Annotated in this window: 10 protein-coding genes; 6 read left to right on the top strand and 4 right to left on the bottom strand. The window is 57.7% G+C overall.

Annotated features, from left to right (window positions below; translation table 11 throughout):
* Positions 1–20: 20 nt before the first annotated feature.
* Entirely contained in the window at positions 21–3,215 is a 3,195-nt protein-coding gene (locus tag ETAA8_RS20165) for a DUF4838 domain-containing protein (protein WP_145092411.1), read from the bottom strand.
* Positions 3,216–3,429: 214 nt separating this feature from the next.
* Here ETAA8_RS20165 and ETAA8_RS20160 point away from each other — a divergent pair, with 214 nt between their 5' ends.
* The 4 genes from ETAA8_RS20160 to ETAA8_RS20145 all read left to right on the top strand — a co-directional run bounded on the left by ETAA8_RS20160 (position 3,430) and on the right by ETAA8_RS20145 (position 11,710).
* On the top strand, positions 3,430–7,401 hold the full coding sequence (locus ETAA8_RS20160; RefSeq protein ID WP_145092407.1) for a DUF6797 domain-containing protein: 3,972 nt from the start codon (positions 3,430–3,432) through the stop codon (positions 7,399–7,401).
* Positions 7,402–8,079: 678 nt separating this feature from the next.
* Complete coding sequence (gene istA, locus ETAA8_RS20155; protein WP_145086469.1) at positions 8,080–9,594, top strand: IS21 family transposase; 1,515 nt, start codon at positions 8,080–8,082, stop codon at positions 9,592–9,594.
* The gene (gene istB / locus ETAA8_RS20150; protein ID WP_145086466.1) at positions 9,591–10,412 is read left to right on the top strand and encodes an IS21-like element helper ATPase IstB; all 822 of its coding nucleotides are present in this window, start codon (positions 9,591–9,593) and stop codon (positions 10,410–10,412) included. Before istA ends, istB begins: the two co-directional genes overlap by 4 nt.
* A gap of 248 nt (positions 10,413–10,660) precedes the next feature.
* Positions 10,661–11,710 (top strand): WD40 repeat domain-containing protein, encoded by a 1,050-nt coding sequence (locus tag ETAA8_RS20145; RefSeq protein ID WP_145092404.1) that lies wholly within the window; start codon positions 10,661–10,663, stop codon positions 11,708–11,710.
* Between the two features lie 71 nt (positions 11,711–11,781).
* Here the strand turns inward: ETAA8_RS20145 and ETAA8_RS20140 are convergent, their stop codons facing one another.
* Entirely contained in the window at positions 11,782–12,246 is a 465-nt protein-coding gene (locus ETAA8_RS20140) for an NUDIX domain-containing protein (RefSeq protein ID WP_145092401.1), read from the bottom strand.
* Between the two features lie 150 nt (positions 12,247–12,396).
* Here ETAA8_RS20140 and ETAA8_RS20135 point away from each other — a divergent pair, with 150 nt between their 5' ends.
* Together ETAA8_RS20135 and ETAA8_RS20130 are read left to right on the top strand one after the other, a co-directional pair.
* On the top strand, positions 12,397–12,573 hold the full coding sequence (locus ETAA8_RS20135; protein WP_145092398.1) for an SEC-C metal-binding domain-containing protein: 177 nt from the start codon (positions 12,397–12,399) through the stop codon (positions 12,571–12,573).
* A 406-nt stretch (positions 12,574–12,979) separates the two neighbouring features.
* Positions 12,980–14,215, top strand: a complete 1,236-nt coding sequence (locus ETAA8_RS20130; RefSeq protein ID WP_145092395.1) for a hypothetical protein — start codon at positions 12,980–12,982, stop codon at positions 14,213–14,215.
* Positions 14,216–14,741: 526 nt separating this feature from the next.
* Here the strand turns inward: ETAA8_RS20130 and ETAA8_RS20125 are convergent.
* Complete coding sequence (locus tag ETAA8_RS20125; protein WP_145092392.1) at positions 14,742–15,140, bottom strand: PLP-dependent aminotransferase family protein; 399 nt, start codon at positions 15,138–15,140, stop codon at positions 14,742–14,744.
* Between the two features lie 29 nt (positions 15,141–15,169).
* Positions 15,170–16,159 carry a DUF1559 domain-containing protein gene (locus tag ETAA8_RS20120; protein WP_202921126.1) on the bottom strand — a complete coding sequence of 330 codons (990 nt, stop codon included), beginning with the start codon at positions 16,157–16,159 and terminating at the stop codon, positions 15,170–15,172.
* Between the last annotated feature and the right edge of the window lie 308 nt (positions 16,160–16,467).

The raw sequence follows: 16,467 nt of genomic DNA, 5'->3' as shown, positions 1-16,467 counted from the left end.
TCGAGGAGCAAGAGCGAACGCTACTTGGCGGGCACACTTTGCAGTAGTACGGGCCGCCAGATGCCGCCGTTGGCCAGGGAGTTGTGAATGCGGATGGTGAGGACGTTCGGTTTTGTCTGGTTGAGGTGCTCGGCGGGGAGATCGATCGCGAAGGGCTCTTCCCACAGTTCGTTGAGGGATTTGCGGGTGGACTTCTCCGTATGCTCCCCAATCAAGTGACCGTTGAGATAGACCCAGGCTTGTTCATCGACCGAACCAAACAGCAAACGAACGCTGCGCCCCTTCCCGGCCTGCGGAACTTCGAACGTGGTCCGCTGCCAACCGTAGCCGACATATTTGCCAACCGCTTCGTTCTCTGCCCAAAACGACGGGACACGAAGCGGCAGCCAATCGCTGGTCACGAATTCTGCACGTTGCCACGCTTCTTTCAGACCGATTTCGAGTGGGTCGGCGCGAAACAGCCAACCCTCGGCGGGTAGTGCCTGCGTATCGGCCAGCTTCTTCCAATCGGCAGGTATCTCGAAACTGGTCGTGTAAAGCTGTTCGCGAAGCTCGCGTAAGGCATGGTTCGCCGACTTGGCGGGCTGCATGGGATTCGTCTCGCCAGCCTCCACAGCTGCTTCGAAAACCAATTCGCCGAAATCATTCCGGTCGTCCAGCACTTTGGTGCCGACGCTTGCCGACCAAAGTGCGCGCTCGACGCGCTCCATGCTCGCCACGTGGGTCCGACCGAAGTTGCCGCGCCAAAACGTGCCCGCAGTGGGTGGCTCAACACTCAACGTCTTGAAGGGGATCGTTAAGAGTCCGATCCACTTCGAGTTCTCGCTATCGAGCTTCGCTTCGTACTTCCAATCCCCATTCCAATCGGGATCGAACCGGCCATAGCGTGGGTCCAGAAGATCGCTATTGAAGCCGTTAGCGGCCTCTTGTTTTGAATCGCTCTTGAGTCCCACGGTAAACCGATACGTCACTTCGCGCCCGCTGGGGGGTGCCAGGTAGATATCGAACGTCTCCTGATCGGCAGCACCAACTGGCCGGTCAGCTTCAATTCGCAAATATAGGTGAGCTGCGTCGGACATGGCGCGAACGGCAGCTGTCGGATTGGCGCTCGCACCGACTGGCAGACGAAGCAGGTCGTGTTTCGTCGCTTGCTTCCAGTGGGGTGAATCGAGTGTGACCTCATTCTTCTGCATACTTACAGTCAACCGTTTGGCGCCAGGCAATGGCGCGAGTCGCATCGCTTTGGTATCCCAATTCATGGGGGAGTTGGCATACGGCTCCTGGTAGCCATCGTGCGCCAGGCGCAGATGCTTGGCGTCGTGCCCCAGGGGCGGGAACATCACAAACGCCCAACTCATCGCTGGTTTGGGGCGTGATCCACCGGCATCAAAGAGCGAATCGACGAAGGCGTTGCGAGCGTCGATCGCAGTGAGCAAGCGGTCGCGCGACGCCAAATCAGGTTGTGCCTGATAGGCATGATGCAAGTGTACGACTTTGGCCAGTGCCTTCAGGTAATCGAATTCGCGACGGACTGCCGCCAGACGAATCTTTACCTTCTCGCTGTTGGCATTCTTCTCTGCCTGGGCTAGTTGCGTCTCCAGCGATCCGAGCAGGTTGGGTGTATAGAGAAAGCCGAGAAATTGAAACGGATCGGTGAGGAACTTGCGCCGTTGGCCGTAAATGTTTTGATACGACCAGGCCGGGTTGCGCGTTCCCAAAAACTCGGAGTAGAGCTCGATGCCGTGATACAGCTGGTCGTAAAAGGCGAGCATCGAGGGGGCTGACTTGCCGAACGCCGCGCCGCAGAACTCATGCACGAGCAGTTTGGCTTGTAGATTCTCTGGATCGTCAAACATGCGGCCCATGGTGTAATAGACGGGGCCTTCCAAGCCAAACAGGTCGCCGGTGCCGTCGCGATAGATCGACTGGAACTTGTTGCGGCTCAGCCGGCGAACTTGCGTCTCGACGTACCGCGGGGTTCGCATCGGCGTGTAACGAGTGCCAAGGTTCGGGCACCAGTTGTAAATGTACGACGAATAACCCGCGGGCACTTCGTGGCTGCGCCAGGGCGCGATATCTTCGTCGTTGGTCCCGGTGAGCAAGATGCGCGTGTTCGGGGGGAACTTTTGAAACGACTTCGGAGGATGCTCGGTCTGAATGTATGACATCATCGTCACGAGCTTGCCGGGCCGAGCTTCGTTGACTCGCTCCGCCAGCCTGCGATGCAGAATCCACAGCTTCTCGCCCCAGTCGTTTCCAGTGTCATACAACTTTGCACAACTTTCGCACTGGCAAGCGCGAAAGCCATCGGGCTGGCCGAGATCGACGGAATTGAAGCCACGATCGATCGAAACGATCAGATCTTGATAGAACAGCTCTTGCACTTCCGGATTCGAGATGCAGTACTGCGCGTTGCCGGTTCCGTTGCCAGTGCGCTGGCCGCCGATCAGGGCGAAGTACTCGGGGTGCGATTCGCGATACTGTTCGCGGGGAATTGCCCGTTCGTACGTGTGCCCGCCAAAGATGGCATCGACCAAAGGGAAGCGATTGTTGGCAATGTCGTAGAAGCTGCCGCGGGCTGGGTGCGCCGTGTTGAATTCGATGAGCGGGATTTTCGTCAGGTCGAGTTCTGCGGGAACCGCAATGGTGGGCATCGGCAGGAATTCGAATGCGGGAGATTGCAGCAGATCGATTTTGGCCGCTGCTGTAATGGGCGCATAAGGGCCGAGATCGGGATAGAGAAATCGCGTCCCCACGTACTGCCGCAGGAAATCGACGACACCTTTTGCCGTCCCAATGCGATCCCACGTTGGCCGGCGGTCTTGAACTGGCTTGGCCGGCGAAGACTCGTCGCGCCCCGCAATGATGACATCGCGCCCGGCAACTTTGTGAACGTATCCCCAGCCGGTGAGCTTCGTGAAATCAATCTTCTGCTGATGAGCAAAGTCGGTGCTACCCAAGTAGATGGCCGGTTTGCCGATCTCGCGTTTGCCTTCTGCGACGACCGGCACTTGAAAGCCATTGGCTTGAAAGGCCACCTGCAGCAAGCGGGCGGTCTGCTGCAAGCCTTCACCAACCGCGGGACTTGGGTGCGCATCGGGCAGCACGATTTGATATTCGCATTTGCCGGCAGTGGCCAGCACGAGATCGGCAGCTTGCGCGGCGTGGCTTGCCAGGCCCAAAATCGAAACGAACAGCAGGAGCGGAAGCTTCATCGCAAATGACCCTGGCGGTGTGGTTTGCTGACAGTCGCAGGTTGCAACTGCGGACAGCACTGGTGCGGGTGGGAGTTGGGGGCAGAAGATCGGCTACATCCTAGCAACTTGTGGATGCAAACGCATTTCAGAAGTTGCTAGGATGGCGTTTTTCCGGGTGCGACCTGCACCCAGTTGTTTCGCCGCTTCTCCTTGAGCTTCTCCCGAGCCTTTCATGAATAGTTTCCAGCCTGCCGGCGCTAATCGCCATTGCGGAATCGTTCTGTTCTTCGCGCTCATCGTGGCATTGGTGCTTTCCGTTTCACCTGCCAGTGCGCAACTGCTCGAAGCAGAACTGCTGCAAACGCCAGCTGCCGAGTTGGCCAAACTGGCGAAGACCGAAGGAGACGCGATTCGCGGCGCAGTGGTTTTCTTTCAGCCCCACATGGCGTGTGGCAAGTGCCACGTTGTTGGCCAGGCGAATCAGAATGGGCTGGGGCCGGACCTGGCGGCAATTGGCAAAGAGATCGCCGATGAAGCACTGGTCGAGTCGGTGCTCCTCCCTTCGAAGACGATTCGCAAGGGCTTTGAATCGGTCACGGTCGTGACCACCGCTGGCAAGTCGCTGACGGCGCTGCTGGTCGAACGAACCAAGGACAAGCTCGTCGTACGCGATTTACAGCGAGCCGGCGAATTAACCACCATCGCTGCAGCCGACATCGAAGAGATGAAGACGAACGAAACGTCGATCATGCCTGCCGCGCAGGTCAATCAACTGAACAGCCGGCAGCAGTTTCTCGATCTGATTCGCTACCTGATCGAAATTCGCGACGGCGGAGCACTCCGCGCAGCTGAATTGCAACCTTCGGCCGCACTCCTCACGTTCACCGTTCCCGAGTACGAAAAACAGCTCGATCACGCGGGTCTCATCGGCAGTTGGAACAACGACGCGCTTAAGCGGGGCGAGGCCATTTATCAACGGGTTTGTGCCAATTGCCACGGCACCAAGGACAAGCCCGGTTCGCTCCCCACTTCGCTCCGTTTTGCAGAGGGAAAGTTCAAAAACGGCAGCGATCCGCTTTCCATCTATCGCACGCTGACGTTCGGCTTTGGTTTGATGACTCCGCAGGCCTGGATGGTTCCGTCGCAGAAGTACGACGTCATCCACTACCTGCGCGAAACCTATCTTAAGCCCCATAACCCGACGCAGTTTGTGACTGTCGACGCGGCCTACTTGGGCAAACTCCCCAAGGGAAACACGCGCGGGCCCGAGCCGAGCAAAATCGTCCCCTGGTCGGCGATGGATTATGGCCCGAGCCTGACGCACACCTACGAAATCCCCGGGCTGTCGCACAACCTGGCCTATAAAGGAATCGCGATTCGTCTCGATTCTGGTGCGGGGGGCGTTTCGCGCGGTCGGCATTGGGTCATCTTCGATACCGACACGCTCCGTGCCGCTGCGGGCTGGAATGGCTCGGGGCAGACCAACGAGAACTTTATCGACTGGCAGGGAATTCAGTTCAACGGCGCGCATGGAGTTCACCCGCGCGTGGTTGGTCAGACGGCGTTTGCGAACTCAACGGGGCCCGGCTGGGGGAATCCCCAGACTGGCGAGTTTCAAGACGATCAGCGCGTCGAAGGTCGCGACGGCAAACGATATGGCCCGTTGCCGCGCGCGTGGGGAAAGTTCCACGGGCTCTATCATCACGGCCAGCAAGTAGTGCTGTCGTATTCCATTGGCAATACCCAAGTGCTCGAATCGCCCAGCCTGCTCTCGCGCGAGAATCAACAAGCACCTCTATTTTTGCGGACGTTCAACATCGGCCCGCGCGATCGTGATCTGGTTCTGCAAGTTGCCGAGCATCCCGCGCAAGATGCCCGCCCGACACTTGTCAACGGTGTAGACAAAGCGGTCGTCCACTTCGCGTCCCCTGCACCCCAGCAGCTTGAGACACCGGACCAGCCGCTGGCCTTCGACGGCAACACCTACCTCGAAGTGCCTGGTAGCGACGCCTTCAATTTAACGAGCAAGGACTTCTCCCTTGCCGCCCGCGTCAAAACAAAAACCGACGGCAGCATTTGGTCTTTAAGCCAGGAGGGGCCGAAGTGGACTCCCAACGGGCAGACGTTTTTTATTCGCGATGGGCGACTCTGCTTCGATATCGGTTGGGTCGGCGCTGTTTCGGCAAAAACTAAAATCAACGATGGCCAGTGGCACAACGTCACCCTGACCTGGGAGCAAGCGGCCAGTCGTGTGCGGCTTTATGTCGACGGCAGGCTCGATGGTGAAGGAACACTGGCCGCGAAGGCCCCGCTGGCCAAGAGCGTGGTCCGCATCGGCTTCACGACACCCGACTTCCCCCGCCCCGCCACATTCTTTCAGGGTGAGATGGCCGAAGTCCGCTTTTATGCCGAGCGTCTGACCGACGGCCTGCGCGATTTCGCCGCACCGGCCAAAACAGAAAAGTCGTTGGTCGCCCGCTGGATCTTCAGTGAGGCCAAGAGTTCGACCGTTGCCAATGCTGCGGGAAATCGGCACGACGGCGTTGTGCGCCGCGGCCTGGCTCCGGTCAGTTCGCCTGCCGCGCCGCTGGTGGCCGGGTTCGCGCCGCGCAGCATCCTGGCTGACTGGACTTCAGAGCGTGGCAAACTGCGGCTAAAAATTCCCGCGGGTCAAGAGCCGCTGCGGTTTTCGGTTTGGCTCCCCTCCGACTCTGCCACCATTCGCGCGGGCCAACCAACGGATTTTGCGAAGCAGTTTGCTGATTTGCCCATTCCACAAGCCGCGCGCGATCTCAGCGTGCTGACCAGCGGCGGACCGGCGCGTTGGCCGCAGAAACTCGAGACACAAGTTGTAATGGGAGCAGATAGTGGCAGCTTTGCCACTGATATTCTCACCGCTCCCGAAGCCAACCCGTGGCTCGCGCAGACGCGCTTCACCGGGCTCGATTTCTTCGCCGATGGGCGCATTGCCGTTTGCTTGTGGGATGGAGACGTCTGGCTCGTCGAAACGAAACCGGCGAAATCACCTACGCTTCGTTGGCAGCGCATCGCTTCGGGCTTGTATCAGCCGCTGGGGCTGAAGATCGTCGCCGGAAAGATTCACGTGACCTGTCGCGATCAGCTGGCGGTGCTGCACGATCTGAATGGGGATGGCGAGACCGACTTTTATCAGTGCCTCAACAACGACCATCAAGTGACCGAGCACTTTCACGAATTTGCGATGGGTCTGCAAACCGATGCCGAGGGAAACTTTTACTACGCCAAGTCGGGTTGCCATGGGCGGCCAGCCATCGTGCCCCAGCACGGCACACTCTTGCGCATCAGCCACGATGGCTCGCGCACCGACACGCTGGCCACGGGCTTTCGCGCCGCGAATGGCGTCTGCCTCAATCCGGATGGTTCGTTTGTGGTTACCGATCAGGAAGGCTTTTGGAATCCCAAGAACCGCATCAACTGGGTGACGGTCGAACCGGGCAGCAAGCCCAAGTTCTACGGCAACATGCTCGGCTATCACGACGTCACCGATTCGTCCGATGCGGCCATGACACCGCCGCTCTGCTGGATCACGAACGCCTTCGACCGCTCCCCCGCCGAACTGTTGTGGGTCGATAGCCAGCGCTGGGGACCGCTGCAAGGTTCGCTCCTGAACTTGTCGTACGGTTATGGCAAAGTCTTTCTGGTACCGCACGAGAACGTCCGCGGCTCGATGCAGGGAGGAATGATCGAACTACCAATCCCCACGTTCCCCACGGGTGTGATGCGCGGTCGCTTTCATCCGCACGATGGCCAGCTCTATTTGTGCGGCATGTTTGCCTGGGCGGGGAACGCCTCCTATCCGGGCGGGCTCTATCGCCTGCGCGCGACAGGTCAGCCCATCCACCTCCCCATCGGTCTGCACGCCACCAAGGCAGGCCTGCAACTCACCTTTACCGAGCCGCTGGATCCTGCCTCGCTCGACACGAAAAATCTGCAGATCAAGACCTGGTCGCTCAAGCGAACCGCCAATTACGGGTCGAAGCACTACGACGAACTCCCCCTGACGATCAAAAGTGCCAAGCTCTCGGCCGACGCCAAGACGGTCACCATCGACGCCGCCGACCTGCGCCCCACCTGGTGCATGGAAATCAAGTTCCTCTTGCGCAGCGCCAGCGGCACACCGGTGCAAGGGACCATTCACAACACCATTCACCAACTGGCGGAGTGAAGCAACAGCGGTACTCAAACCACCCCGCCGTGTGCCACTGGCCTCGGCCAGTGCTAGATCGGCACGCAAGGCAAAGCGAATCGTTGCGGTGGGAAAAGCGACCTTCTAGCAATGGACCGCCCTGCGCAAGAAGGCCAGACGTCCACCTGTTGGGGACTGCACTGCCGCAACGGCCAACAGCACTGGCAGCGCCCGGGGCAGTGGTCGGGGCGTCAGTCACGGAGTGACTGACCAACGGGGAGCGACTATTCGCTCACGCTGCGGGTGTGCTAAAGAGGTGCCAGTGCGCATGGCTATTTTGTTTTTGAGCTGCGGACCAGACTAGTCAACGAGTGCGCATCTACTTTGTTGGCGAACTCTCGGCGACGCAGGCGAAAGCGGCACAATAACTAGGCGATATGCATTTCATAACTAGGACCAACGTGCTCGGAATGTGATTGTGGAAATTATGGAAATTGAATTTGGACGTTTTCGCTCGTCCGTAAGGAGGTAGGGAGCATGCAGGCGGCGTAACTCCCTGCCAGAGTGTGCCTTGTGTAAACGACGGTCGAATAGTGCAGCGCGCGGCGGAGCCGATGGTCGGTCGAAAAGTGCAGCGCTAGCCCTGCTCGTGAGAATCCGTAAGGCAGATTTGAGGCTTCCCAGCGTCTCAAGCCTTACGATCCGCGAGCGTAGCCCATGCTGCGAGATATGCATAACTGGACCGAAATCCGTCGTCTTGTCCTGACCGAGAAGAAATCCAAACGAGCGGTTTGCAGGGAATTTTCCCTTCACTGGCAGACCCTCGAAAAGATCCTGCAGCACCCTGAGCCGCCCGGTTATCGACAACGTCTGCCCCGGGAGCGGCCCAAACTCGATCCGTTCCTGCCGATCATCCACGAGATCCTGGAGCAGGACAAAACGGCGCCCCGCAAGCAGCGCCACACCACTAAACGGATCTTCGACCGCCTGCGTGCCGAGCATGGCTACACCGGCGGGATCACGGTGGTCGGCGAGGTCGTGCGGGAGTGGCGAACGACCACGGCGGAGGTGTTCTTACCCTTGTCGCATCAACCGGGCGAAGCCCAGTTCGACTTCGGCGAAGCGGAGGTGGTGCTGCAAGGCATGCCGACGAAAGTCGCGTACTGCGTCATGTCGTTGCCGTACAGCGACGCGTTCTTCGTGCAGGTCTTTCCTCGCGAATGCACCGAGACGTTTCAAGCGGGCCATCAGCGGGCCTTTGAGTTCTTCGGCGGCGTGCCCCGCCGGATCAGCTACGACAACAGCCGGATTGCTGTGGCCCGGTTCGTGGGGAAACGGGGTGACACGCCGACGCGTGAGTTCCTACGGCTGCAGAGTCATTATCTGTTTGAGCATCACTTCTGCCTGGTGCGACGGCCGATGGAGAAGGGGCATACGGAGAACCTCATCGGTTTCGCGCGGCGGAACTTCCTGGTGCCGGTACCACGGACCGGCAGCCTGGAAGTGCTGAATGCCGAACTCGAGCGGCAGTGCTGTGAAGATCTGGAACGCCAGTTACGCGGACAACCGGCGAACAAAGCCACGTTGTTGGCAGAGGAGCAGGCTGCGTTGTTGCCGCTGCCGAAGTCGGGCTTTGAAGCGCGGCGAGTCGAACCGGCCCAGGCCAACTCTCTTTCCTTGGTTCGCTTCGACGGCAACGATTACTCGGTGCCGACGCAGTATGCTCATCAGAAAGTGACCGCAATTGGCGGCCTGGAGGAAGTTCGGCTGGTCGTTAACGACAAGTTGGTTGCCCAGCATCCACGCGACTGGTCGAAGGAGCAGGTCCATTACAACCCGCTGCATTACCTGGCACTCTTGGAGCGGAAGCCAGGGGGCTTGGACTTCGCGAAACCCCTGGAAAACTGGGGCTTGCCGGACTGTTTCGATCTCCTCCGGCGGCGTCTGGAAGCAGATGGCGGCGCACACGGCCGCCGGGAGTTCATCAAAACCTTGCGGCTGCTGGAGACTATCTCGCTGGCTGCATTAACTGCGGCGATTGAGCGGGCACTGGAGATCGACGTTCTGGCCGTCGATGCGATTCGGCTGCTCGTGCAGCAGGGACTGGAAGAGCCGACGCGGTGGTTTCGGCTGGACAATCATCCGCATCTGCAGTCGCACTCGATCCCTCCTCCCAATCTCCTGTCTTACCGTGAACTGACCTGCGCGCTGACGACGGGAGGTGTGTTATGAAATCTCTCGAAACCAAAAGCACGGTGCTGCTCAAGCATCACTTGAAGGCCCTACGGTTGCCGTCGTTCCTGGAGGGCTGCGAGAAAACGGCCCAGCGGTGTGCGACGGAGAACGTCGATCATCTGGGCTTTCTGCTGCAACTGTGTGAGCTGGAGTTACTCAACCGTGAGAAGCGTGCCAGCGAGCGGCGGCTCAAGTCAGCGCGCTTTCCCAACCTGAAATCGCCTGGTGATTTCGACTTCGCCGCCCAGCCCTCGCTCAATCGCGTGCTGGTGGCAGAACTACTGCGGTGCGAGTTCGTGGAACGCCGCGAGTCGGTGATCTTTCTCGGGCATCCGGGCACGGGGAAGACGCACCTGGCCATCGCGCTTGGCATTGCCGCCTGTCAGCGGGGCAAACGGGTCCGCTTCTGCCGCGTGACGGAACTGATCACGCAACTTATGGAAGCCCGAGAAGAACGGACGCTGCTGCGGATGAAGTCGTCACTAGCCAAGTTCGATCTGCTGATCCTCGATGAGCTGGGTTACGTCCCCGCCAGTAAGCTGGGCGCGGAGTTGCTCTTCGAGGTCATCAGTAGCGCTTACGAACGCCAATCGTTGATCGTGACCACCAATCTGCCGTTCGAGCAATGGACCGAAGTCCTGGGCAGCGAGCGCCTGACCGGCGCCGTGCTCGATCGGCTGACACACCGCTGCCACATCCTCGAATCGACCGGCGAAAGTTATCGCTTGCAAGACGCGCGGCGCCGCCGCAAAGGATCGCGCCCGAAACCGGCGACCTCATCCTTGTCACCCGCCGATGAAACGGCAGAATCCTAGCCGTCGTTACAACCGTCGCAATCCTTCCTCCTCCGGAGGAGGAAGGATTCTTACTGGAATGCCCCAACACCCTGATTTAGACTGAGACCCTTCCCCACCTCAGCGCCACACTTTTCAACCGCCGCGCGCTGCACTATTCGACCGTCGTTTACACAAGTCGAGACATCGAAAAAGGAGACTTTGACAAGGCAGAAGAAAGGCTTTCATTCCGTCGTTTGGCAAACGCCGCGGATGGAAATAGTAAGTGGATGCAACTACGAGGATGGGAGTGGTTTTATCTTTCGAAGCAGGCCAAGACCAAAGGTGGTTATCGACCCGAAGAAATAGACATTTCCGACTTAGAGAAGAGGGCTGAAGGGAATACGGAGCGCTTGCCCCAGACTCAGACGAGTTCGCCAATTGCAGCAATGGAATGGTCTCCAGATGGGGTTACTATGGCGTGGTGTCAGCACAATGGTCATCTGGTCGCGTGGGATCGATTGCTGCGGAAGCAATTGTGGTCACACACTTCTCCCAGTGATGGTTCGCACGTATCCATAGTATTTACTCCAACGGGAAGCGAACTCGCGGTGATCGTACCCGGTAAGGGGCTAACTCTCTTCGACGCAAGGACGGGCACTGAAAGGTGGCAGGTGGGCGATGTCGATGGGGGTGTTGACGTCCTAGATGGCGGCAAGCACATCGTTACTTCACGAGCCAGCAGGAGCCGCGACATAGGCGCATCCGCTGCGTTGCTTTTCCTAGAGACTAACACCGGCAAGGTGGTTTCCAAGTCGACCGTTCCTGGAAGGCCGATGGTCCATCAGCTCGTTGCGAGTAATGTTCAGAATTGCGTCGTTACCGTGGGTCCAGGCGGCACTGGGGTTGTCCCATTGGAGGCAACTGAGGCACTTGAATTGTTTAAACTCGGTACACATACGGTTGGCCACAAAACAGCAATCGCGTTTGCGAAAGACGGTTCGACGCTTGCCGTCGCCAGTGATTCTGGAGGAATTGAGGTTCTCTTTTCGCTTGGATGGGAAGAAGAACAACTGCTCGGCCTTACTGAGCGTCGCCTACAGGGAGAGCGCAGTACGTCTTTTGAAGCGAATGTGCCCACGATTACGAATCTACAGTTCGTGCAAAATGCCGACCGACTTTTAGTGTCTTCCCGTGAGAGTGTTACCTTGTGGGATCCAATTGTGGGCGAAAGGTTACTCGAATTCCGTGGAGCCGACTTTGGCGCGATGAGCCCTGATGGCCGGAAGCTTGCAGTTCATCAAGCAGGGCGCCTTGCAGTCTTCGAACCGCGTGAATAATTGGTCATACTGGGATGCATGCTGAATCGACGCTTCATGAGCGAAGATTGGTGCCATTCTGTAGGCAGACTTCACTTCTGGGAGATCGTCATTTCCAGCTCTTCGAGCAACTTTACCTGTGCGGAATTGATCTTCCATTTCGCAGTGGTCAGATCAAACCACTCGGCTCTGTCCACTTCCGGAAACGTCACTTGCTGCCCCGACCGAGGCGGCCATTCCAGATTGAAGGTGTTGCTGACGAGTTGGGCTGGATCGAAGGCACCCTCGAATGCCCAAGCGTGAACTACTTTACCTCCCTTTTGCTTCACTGGGCTCAGGACAACAAACGGCCCTGTTGGCTTGTGGCCGGTCTCCTCAGTGAACTCTCTTTGAGCCGTATCCAGTAAGTCTTCACCGTCATCAGCTTCACCCTTGGGGATAGTCCATGCCCCTTCGTCCTTTTGGCGGAAGTACGGTCCACCCGGGTGTGCCAGGAGCACTTGTGCTCTCCCATTCAGAACGCGGTACATCAGCAGGCCAGCACTAACCTTGGGCATATCCGGCTCCACCACAATGCCACCAATGGAAATGCACGATCAACACTCCGAACCTTCCGAACTGAATTGCGTCTGACGTGCATCCAATCGAGAAAGGACGGTGTGCAATGTTCAACCAAGATTCCAACGACGAAGACTCCTTTTACCCCCATGAGCAAACGCCGTCGAGGTTACCCGTCTGAAACAAAGGTGAAGCGGGGCGTCCGAATCGTACACGGTGACAAGCAACTTGAAGAGAAGCTCGGACGTAGAGATCTATGCCCTTGCGGCAGCGGCAAGGTATTCAAACATTGCTGTCTCGCCTCGGGCCGGTTTCGACGGAGCTAATCGCGACGATTACTTCAAAGATTGACTCGCCACTGGCCAGTCTGAATTCTTAAGACGTCGGGGCTTTTGACATCCGTTTCACAGAAATAAGCGAAGAAACGGGTCCCATAGGGACTCTATTCGTGGCACCGGTACTGTGGGACCCCGTTCTGAAATCGCAGTCTCGCGTGCGATAAAGCAAAGTCGGCCACAGCGAAACAAGCAAAAGTGGTTGTCGTCGAGTGTTGCAGATGCTCGTCTTCGGGTTTTCGCGAAACTCTGGCGACGGCAATCTTGAAATACCAACTGATTGTGGGTTGTGGCTGACGAAGTGCGGGCGGAAGATGCAGTGGTTGTTGGTGGCGTTACGCGAACCGCTGATCGAAAGGCTTGCGAACCAGGAGCCACGAACCAGAGGAGGACCTCGATGAGTCTGTGTCGAACGCAGCTAACCAAGGGGCGATTCCCCTTCGCTCTTTTGTACTTGGGGATGGTCGCCATCATCCAGGTACTCACCGTCGCTACCTTAGCGACAGCTCAGCAGACCAGCGATGGACCAAAAGAGCATCGGTCGCAGCACATCCTCATGCTGACTGATCTTCCGGCTGACGAAGCCAAGGCAATGCTTTCTGAGATAGAGCAGATGCTCGAACTTGTGGCGGGGTACTACGACCGCAAGCCGGTGGGGCTGATTCAGATCTATGCGGCTCGCGACCTCAAAGGCTGGCCGGCTAAAACTCTTGGAGCGATGGAGGAAGGAGGTAAGTCGCGAATTCTCGCCGGCCTCGGTCGCACCACCAGTGTTACGGCACGCATTGGCGGCAAGTCTTCGACGCAAGCCACCATTTACGCTCCCGCGGATCGCCGCACCTTGTTGCATGAATCAGTTCACGGCTATTGCCGGCAGACGTTCCACGGCGTGGGGCCAGTCTGGTACGCAGAAGGAATGGCGGAGATGGGGCAGTACTGGAAGAAGGGCGATCCAGGAGTCAATGCTCCGGACGAGGTGATTGGCTTCCTGAAAAAGCATTCGCCCAAGTCGAGCAAAGAAGTAGTTGAATCCAATCAGCTAACCGGTGATTCGCGGCAAGCTTACGCAACCCGCTGGGCCTTGTGCCATTTGCTGGCGAACAATCCGAATTACTCAGCGAAGTTTCGGCCCCTGGGTATCTCGCTCATGCTAAAGCAACCGGTCAGCTTTGACAAAACGTACGGCCCTGTGATGGCTCAGCTCGACTTTGAGTACAGGCTGTTCTTGGCCGACGCGTGCCCAGGCTACCGGGTCGACCTCTGTGCTTGGGATTGGAAGACGAAGTTTGCCCCACTCAAAGTCGACACCACGGTGACGAAACGCGTTGAAGCTCGCCGGGGCTGGCAGGCCACTGGTGCGACGCTTACCGCAGGTACGGAGTACCTGTTTGAGACCGATGGCAATTGGACGATCGAGCCTGGTAAGGCCATTGAAGCTAAAGACGAAGGCGGCAGCAAAATGATGGGAGCTCTGCTCGTCGACGGTCGCCTGGGGGCAGAGTTTGCAATTCGACACCAAGCCAAATTCACGCCAGGTGAAACGGGCGATCTGTACGTTCGCTGTGACGATGCTTGGGGTGCCATTGCAGATAACGAAGGAGTGGTCGCGTTGACCGTACGTCCTACACGTTGAATTCAAATGTTTCAGAGACTCTTGCAGCCGAGCTGCGTTTCTGCGACCGGACAAGCTGGCTAAGAAAGATGATGAGTTATGGAACTTGCCGCGATCATATTGTCGCTGACTGCGATTGGCGGGCTCGTCGTCGCAGCGCTGCGTATTTGCGGTTTGCCATATCCTCCGATGTGGCTGGCACTTGGACATGGAGGCGCGGCAGTAACTGGACTGGCCGTATTGGCGTACTCAGCCTCAACTCAAGACCCTCCGTGGCTGGTGTTGGTCGCACTAGCAATGTTCGTGTGTACTGCGTTTGGTGGCATCGCCTTGTTCACCCTCTTTCACTTACGCAGCGTTGCGCTCCCGATCCCGCTTGTCTTGGGGCACGGAGCGTTGGCAATCGCATCGCTAGTCACCTTGCTCATTGCTGTTTTTGGCTGAGGCTTTACGCAAACTGCGGCCTTCGTTGTCACTTGATGCAGTTGATAAGGCGCGGCTACTAAATAGCTCTCGCGCATTCGAAAGAAGCTACTTTCGTGTCGAGCTAGGGACTCTGCAGTGGGACGTCGATATCTTCCAGCTGCGTATCTGCTGCGGGCAGTTCTTTGGGAATCGTGATTTCCCCGAACAACGGGCGGCCCATTACGAGTTCGGGCTCGGGAATGCCATTGTTCCCATGGATCCTTAGCACGTACTTACCCCCGACCGGTCCCAAGCCACCTTCGACACGGGTATCGTACGTGCCATCCTTGATGACCGCGAAACCTTGTAGTCCTTTGCCACCTGCGGCAATATCCGGATCGAAATAGATGATTCCAGCAGGAATCGGCTGCCCCTGATACGTGATCTTTCCGGAGACCTCGTACCGCTTGACAACTTTTTCGCAGCCCGCAGTCAGCAGTCCAATGAGCGACAACGCGACCAATAATCCGCTGCGTAGCATTCGCGATCCTTTGCCGTAGATATCCGGCGTTAGTCGATAGTTTTCGGCTCACCGCCGCTTCGACTGGCGGTCGACTTGTAAACGGCCAAGTCAATGTTATCCGCAACAAAGCGGATCGAACCATCGCACATCCCGAAGTTGGCACCACCTGGATGATGGCTCGCCATCGCAATGTTGTTGAACTGTGTCGAAAGAGCAGGAGTGGGGACATTAATTCCGTTAACGTAGTTACGGCAACCGCAAACTTCTTCATCTCCACCATTGGCGCAGCCACGGACCCAGCTGCGAAATCGTGAACCGAACTTCTGATCATGCTTGGAGTTTTCGCCCAGCATGAAGGTGAATGCAGTCCCATCCTGAATGTCGCGGAGCTTGTAGGGAACGTCTGCGATACAGACACCTTCCGTACTCATGTAGCCATGCGTTGGACCGCCTCGCTGCTGATACGATCCACCCAACACGCTAGCCCCAAGCGGGCCCATCGATCCGTAGTAATGGTTGGTATAGGGTGCATACTGACCTGCTGGATAGCCAGCAGGATCGTTAATAAAGTCAGCGGGGTTCACGTGGTTAGGCGTGCCCAGCATCATCTTTTGTGCCTGGGAGCTGGGACACAGATAGAAGGCGACCTTATTCATCGCCAAGTGGTTCTTAGTCGCAGCCGGATTGTTGTAATCTCCAGCACTGAATGTGAACTTGTCGTAGAGAGGCTTCTGCTCGACAAAAGGTAGAATGAAAACGCCCCAGCTGAGCCCACTAGCCGACAGGCAGCCTGGAGGAAGACTACCGTACGTGTCGTGGTAGTTATGCCACGCCAGCGAGATCTGCTTGAGATTGTTCTGGCATTTCATTCGCCGCGCAGCCTCGCGGGCTGCTTGAACTGCGGGGAGCAGGAGTGCGACCAGGACGCCAATGATCGCGATTACAACGAGAAGTTCTACGAGCGTGAAGGCTCGGTTACTGCTGACCGCGCGGTGGGCACAGGCCCCCGGACGATGTTCCCGGAGAGGAAGAAACACCGGCGAGCTCCGAAAGTTTGAAATTGCGTCTGGAGAGGGGAGTTTACCCTGCCAAAGAAACCCGAGCCAGTCATTCGTTGTTTCGCTAAGTCTGCTTTCGCAAACCATTCTTCGAACTTCCGGGAACCACCCGACAATTCCCATTCTTCTGAGGGGTGAGTGGCGGTCGAGAGTAGTGGCACCGCTCTAATGCTGTCTGCTCACGTCGCTGACTCCTAAGCGAATTTGGATCGCGACCGATTTGAGTCGAGAGTCGTGCCCGGGTCGGAAAAAGGGTGAAGAGGGCAGATCGACCGTTGAGTGCTTAC

Source organism: Anatilimnocola aggregata, from assembly GCF_007747655.1.
Lineage (GTDB): Bacteria > Planctomycetota > Planctomycetia > Pirellulales > Pirellulaceae > Anatilimnocola > Anatilimnocola aggregata.
Note: the sequence above shows the minus strand (reverse complement) of the source record. Positions and strands in the feature narration are given on the sequence as shown.

Coding starts and splice junctions, on each gene's coding strand:
- ETAA8_RS20165 (WP_145092411.1), bottom strand. CDS start 3,215: ATGAAGCTTCCGCTCCTGCTGTTCGTTTCGATTTTGGGCCTGGCAAGC.
- ETAA8_RS20160 (WP_145092407.1), top strand. CDS start 3,430: ATGAATAGTTTCCAGCCTGCCGGCGCTAATCGCCATTGCGGAATCGTT.
- istA (WP_145086469.1), top strand. CDS start 8,080: ATGCTGCGAGATATGCATAACTGGACCGAAATCCGTCGTCTTGTCCTG.
- istB (WP_145086466.1), top strand. CDS start 9,591: ATGAAATCTCTCGAAACCAAAAGCACGGTGCTGCTCAAGCATCACTTG.
- ETAA8_RS20145 (WP_145092404.1), top strand. CDS start 10,661: ATGCAACTACGAGGATGGGAGTGGTTTTATCTTTCGAAGCAGGCCAAG.
- ETAA8_RS20140 (WP_145092401.1), bottom strand. CDS start 12,246: ATGCCCAAGGTTAGTGCTGGCCTGCTGATGTACCGCGTTCTGAATGGG.
- ETAA8_RS20135 (WP_145092398.1), top strand. CDS start 12,397: ATGAGCAAACGCCGTCGAGGTTACCCGTCTGAAACAAAGGTGAAGCGG.
- ETAA8_RS20130 (WP_145092395.1), top strand. CDS start 12,980: ATGAGTCTGTGTCGAACGCAGCTAACCAAGGGGCGATTCCCCTTCGCT.
- ETAA8_RS20125 (WP_145092392.1), bottom strand. CDS start 15,140: ATGCTACGCAGCGGATTATTGGTCGCGTTGTCGCTCATTGGACTGCTG.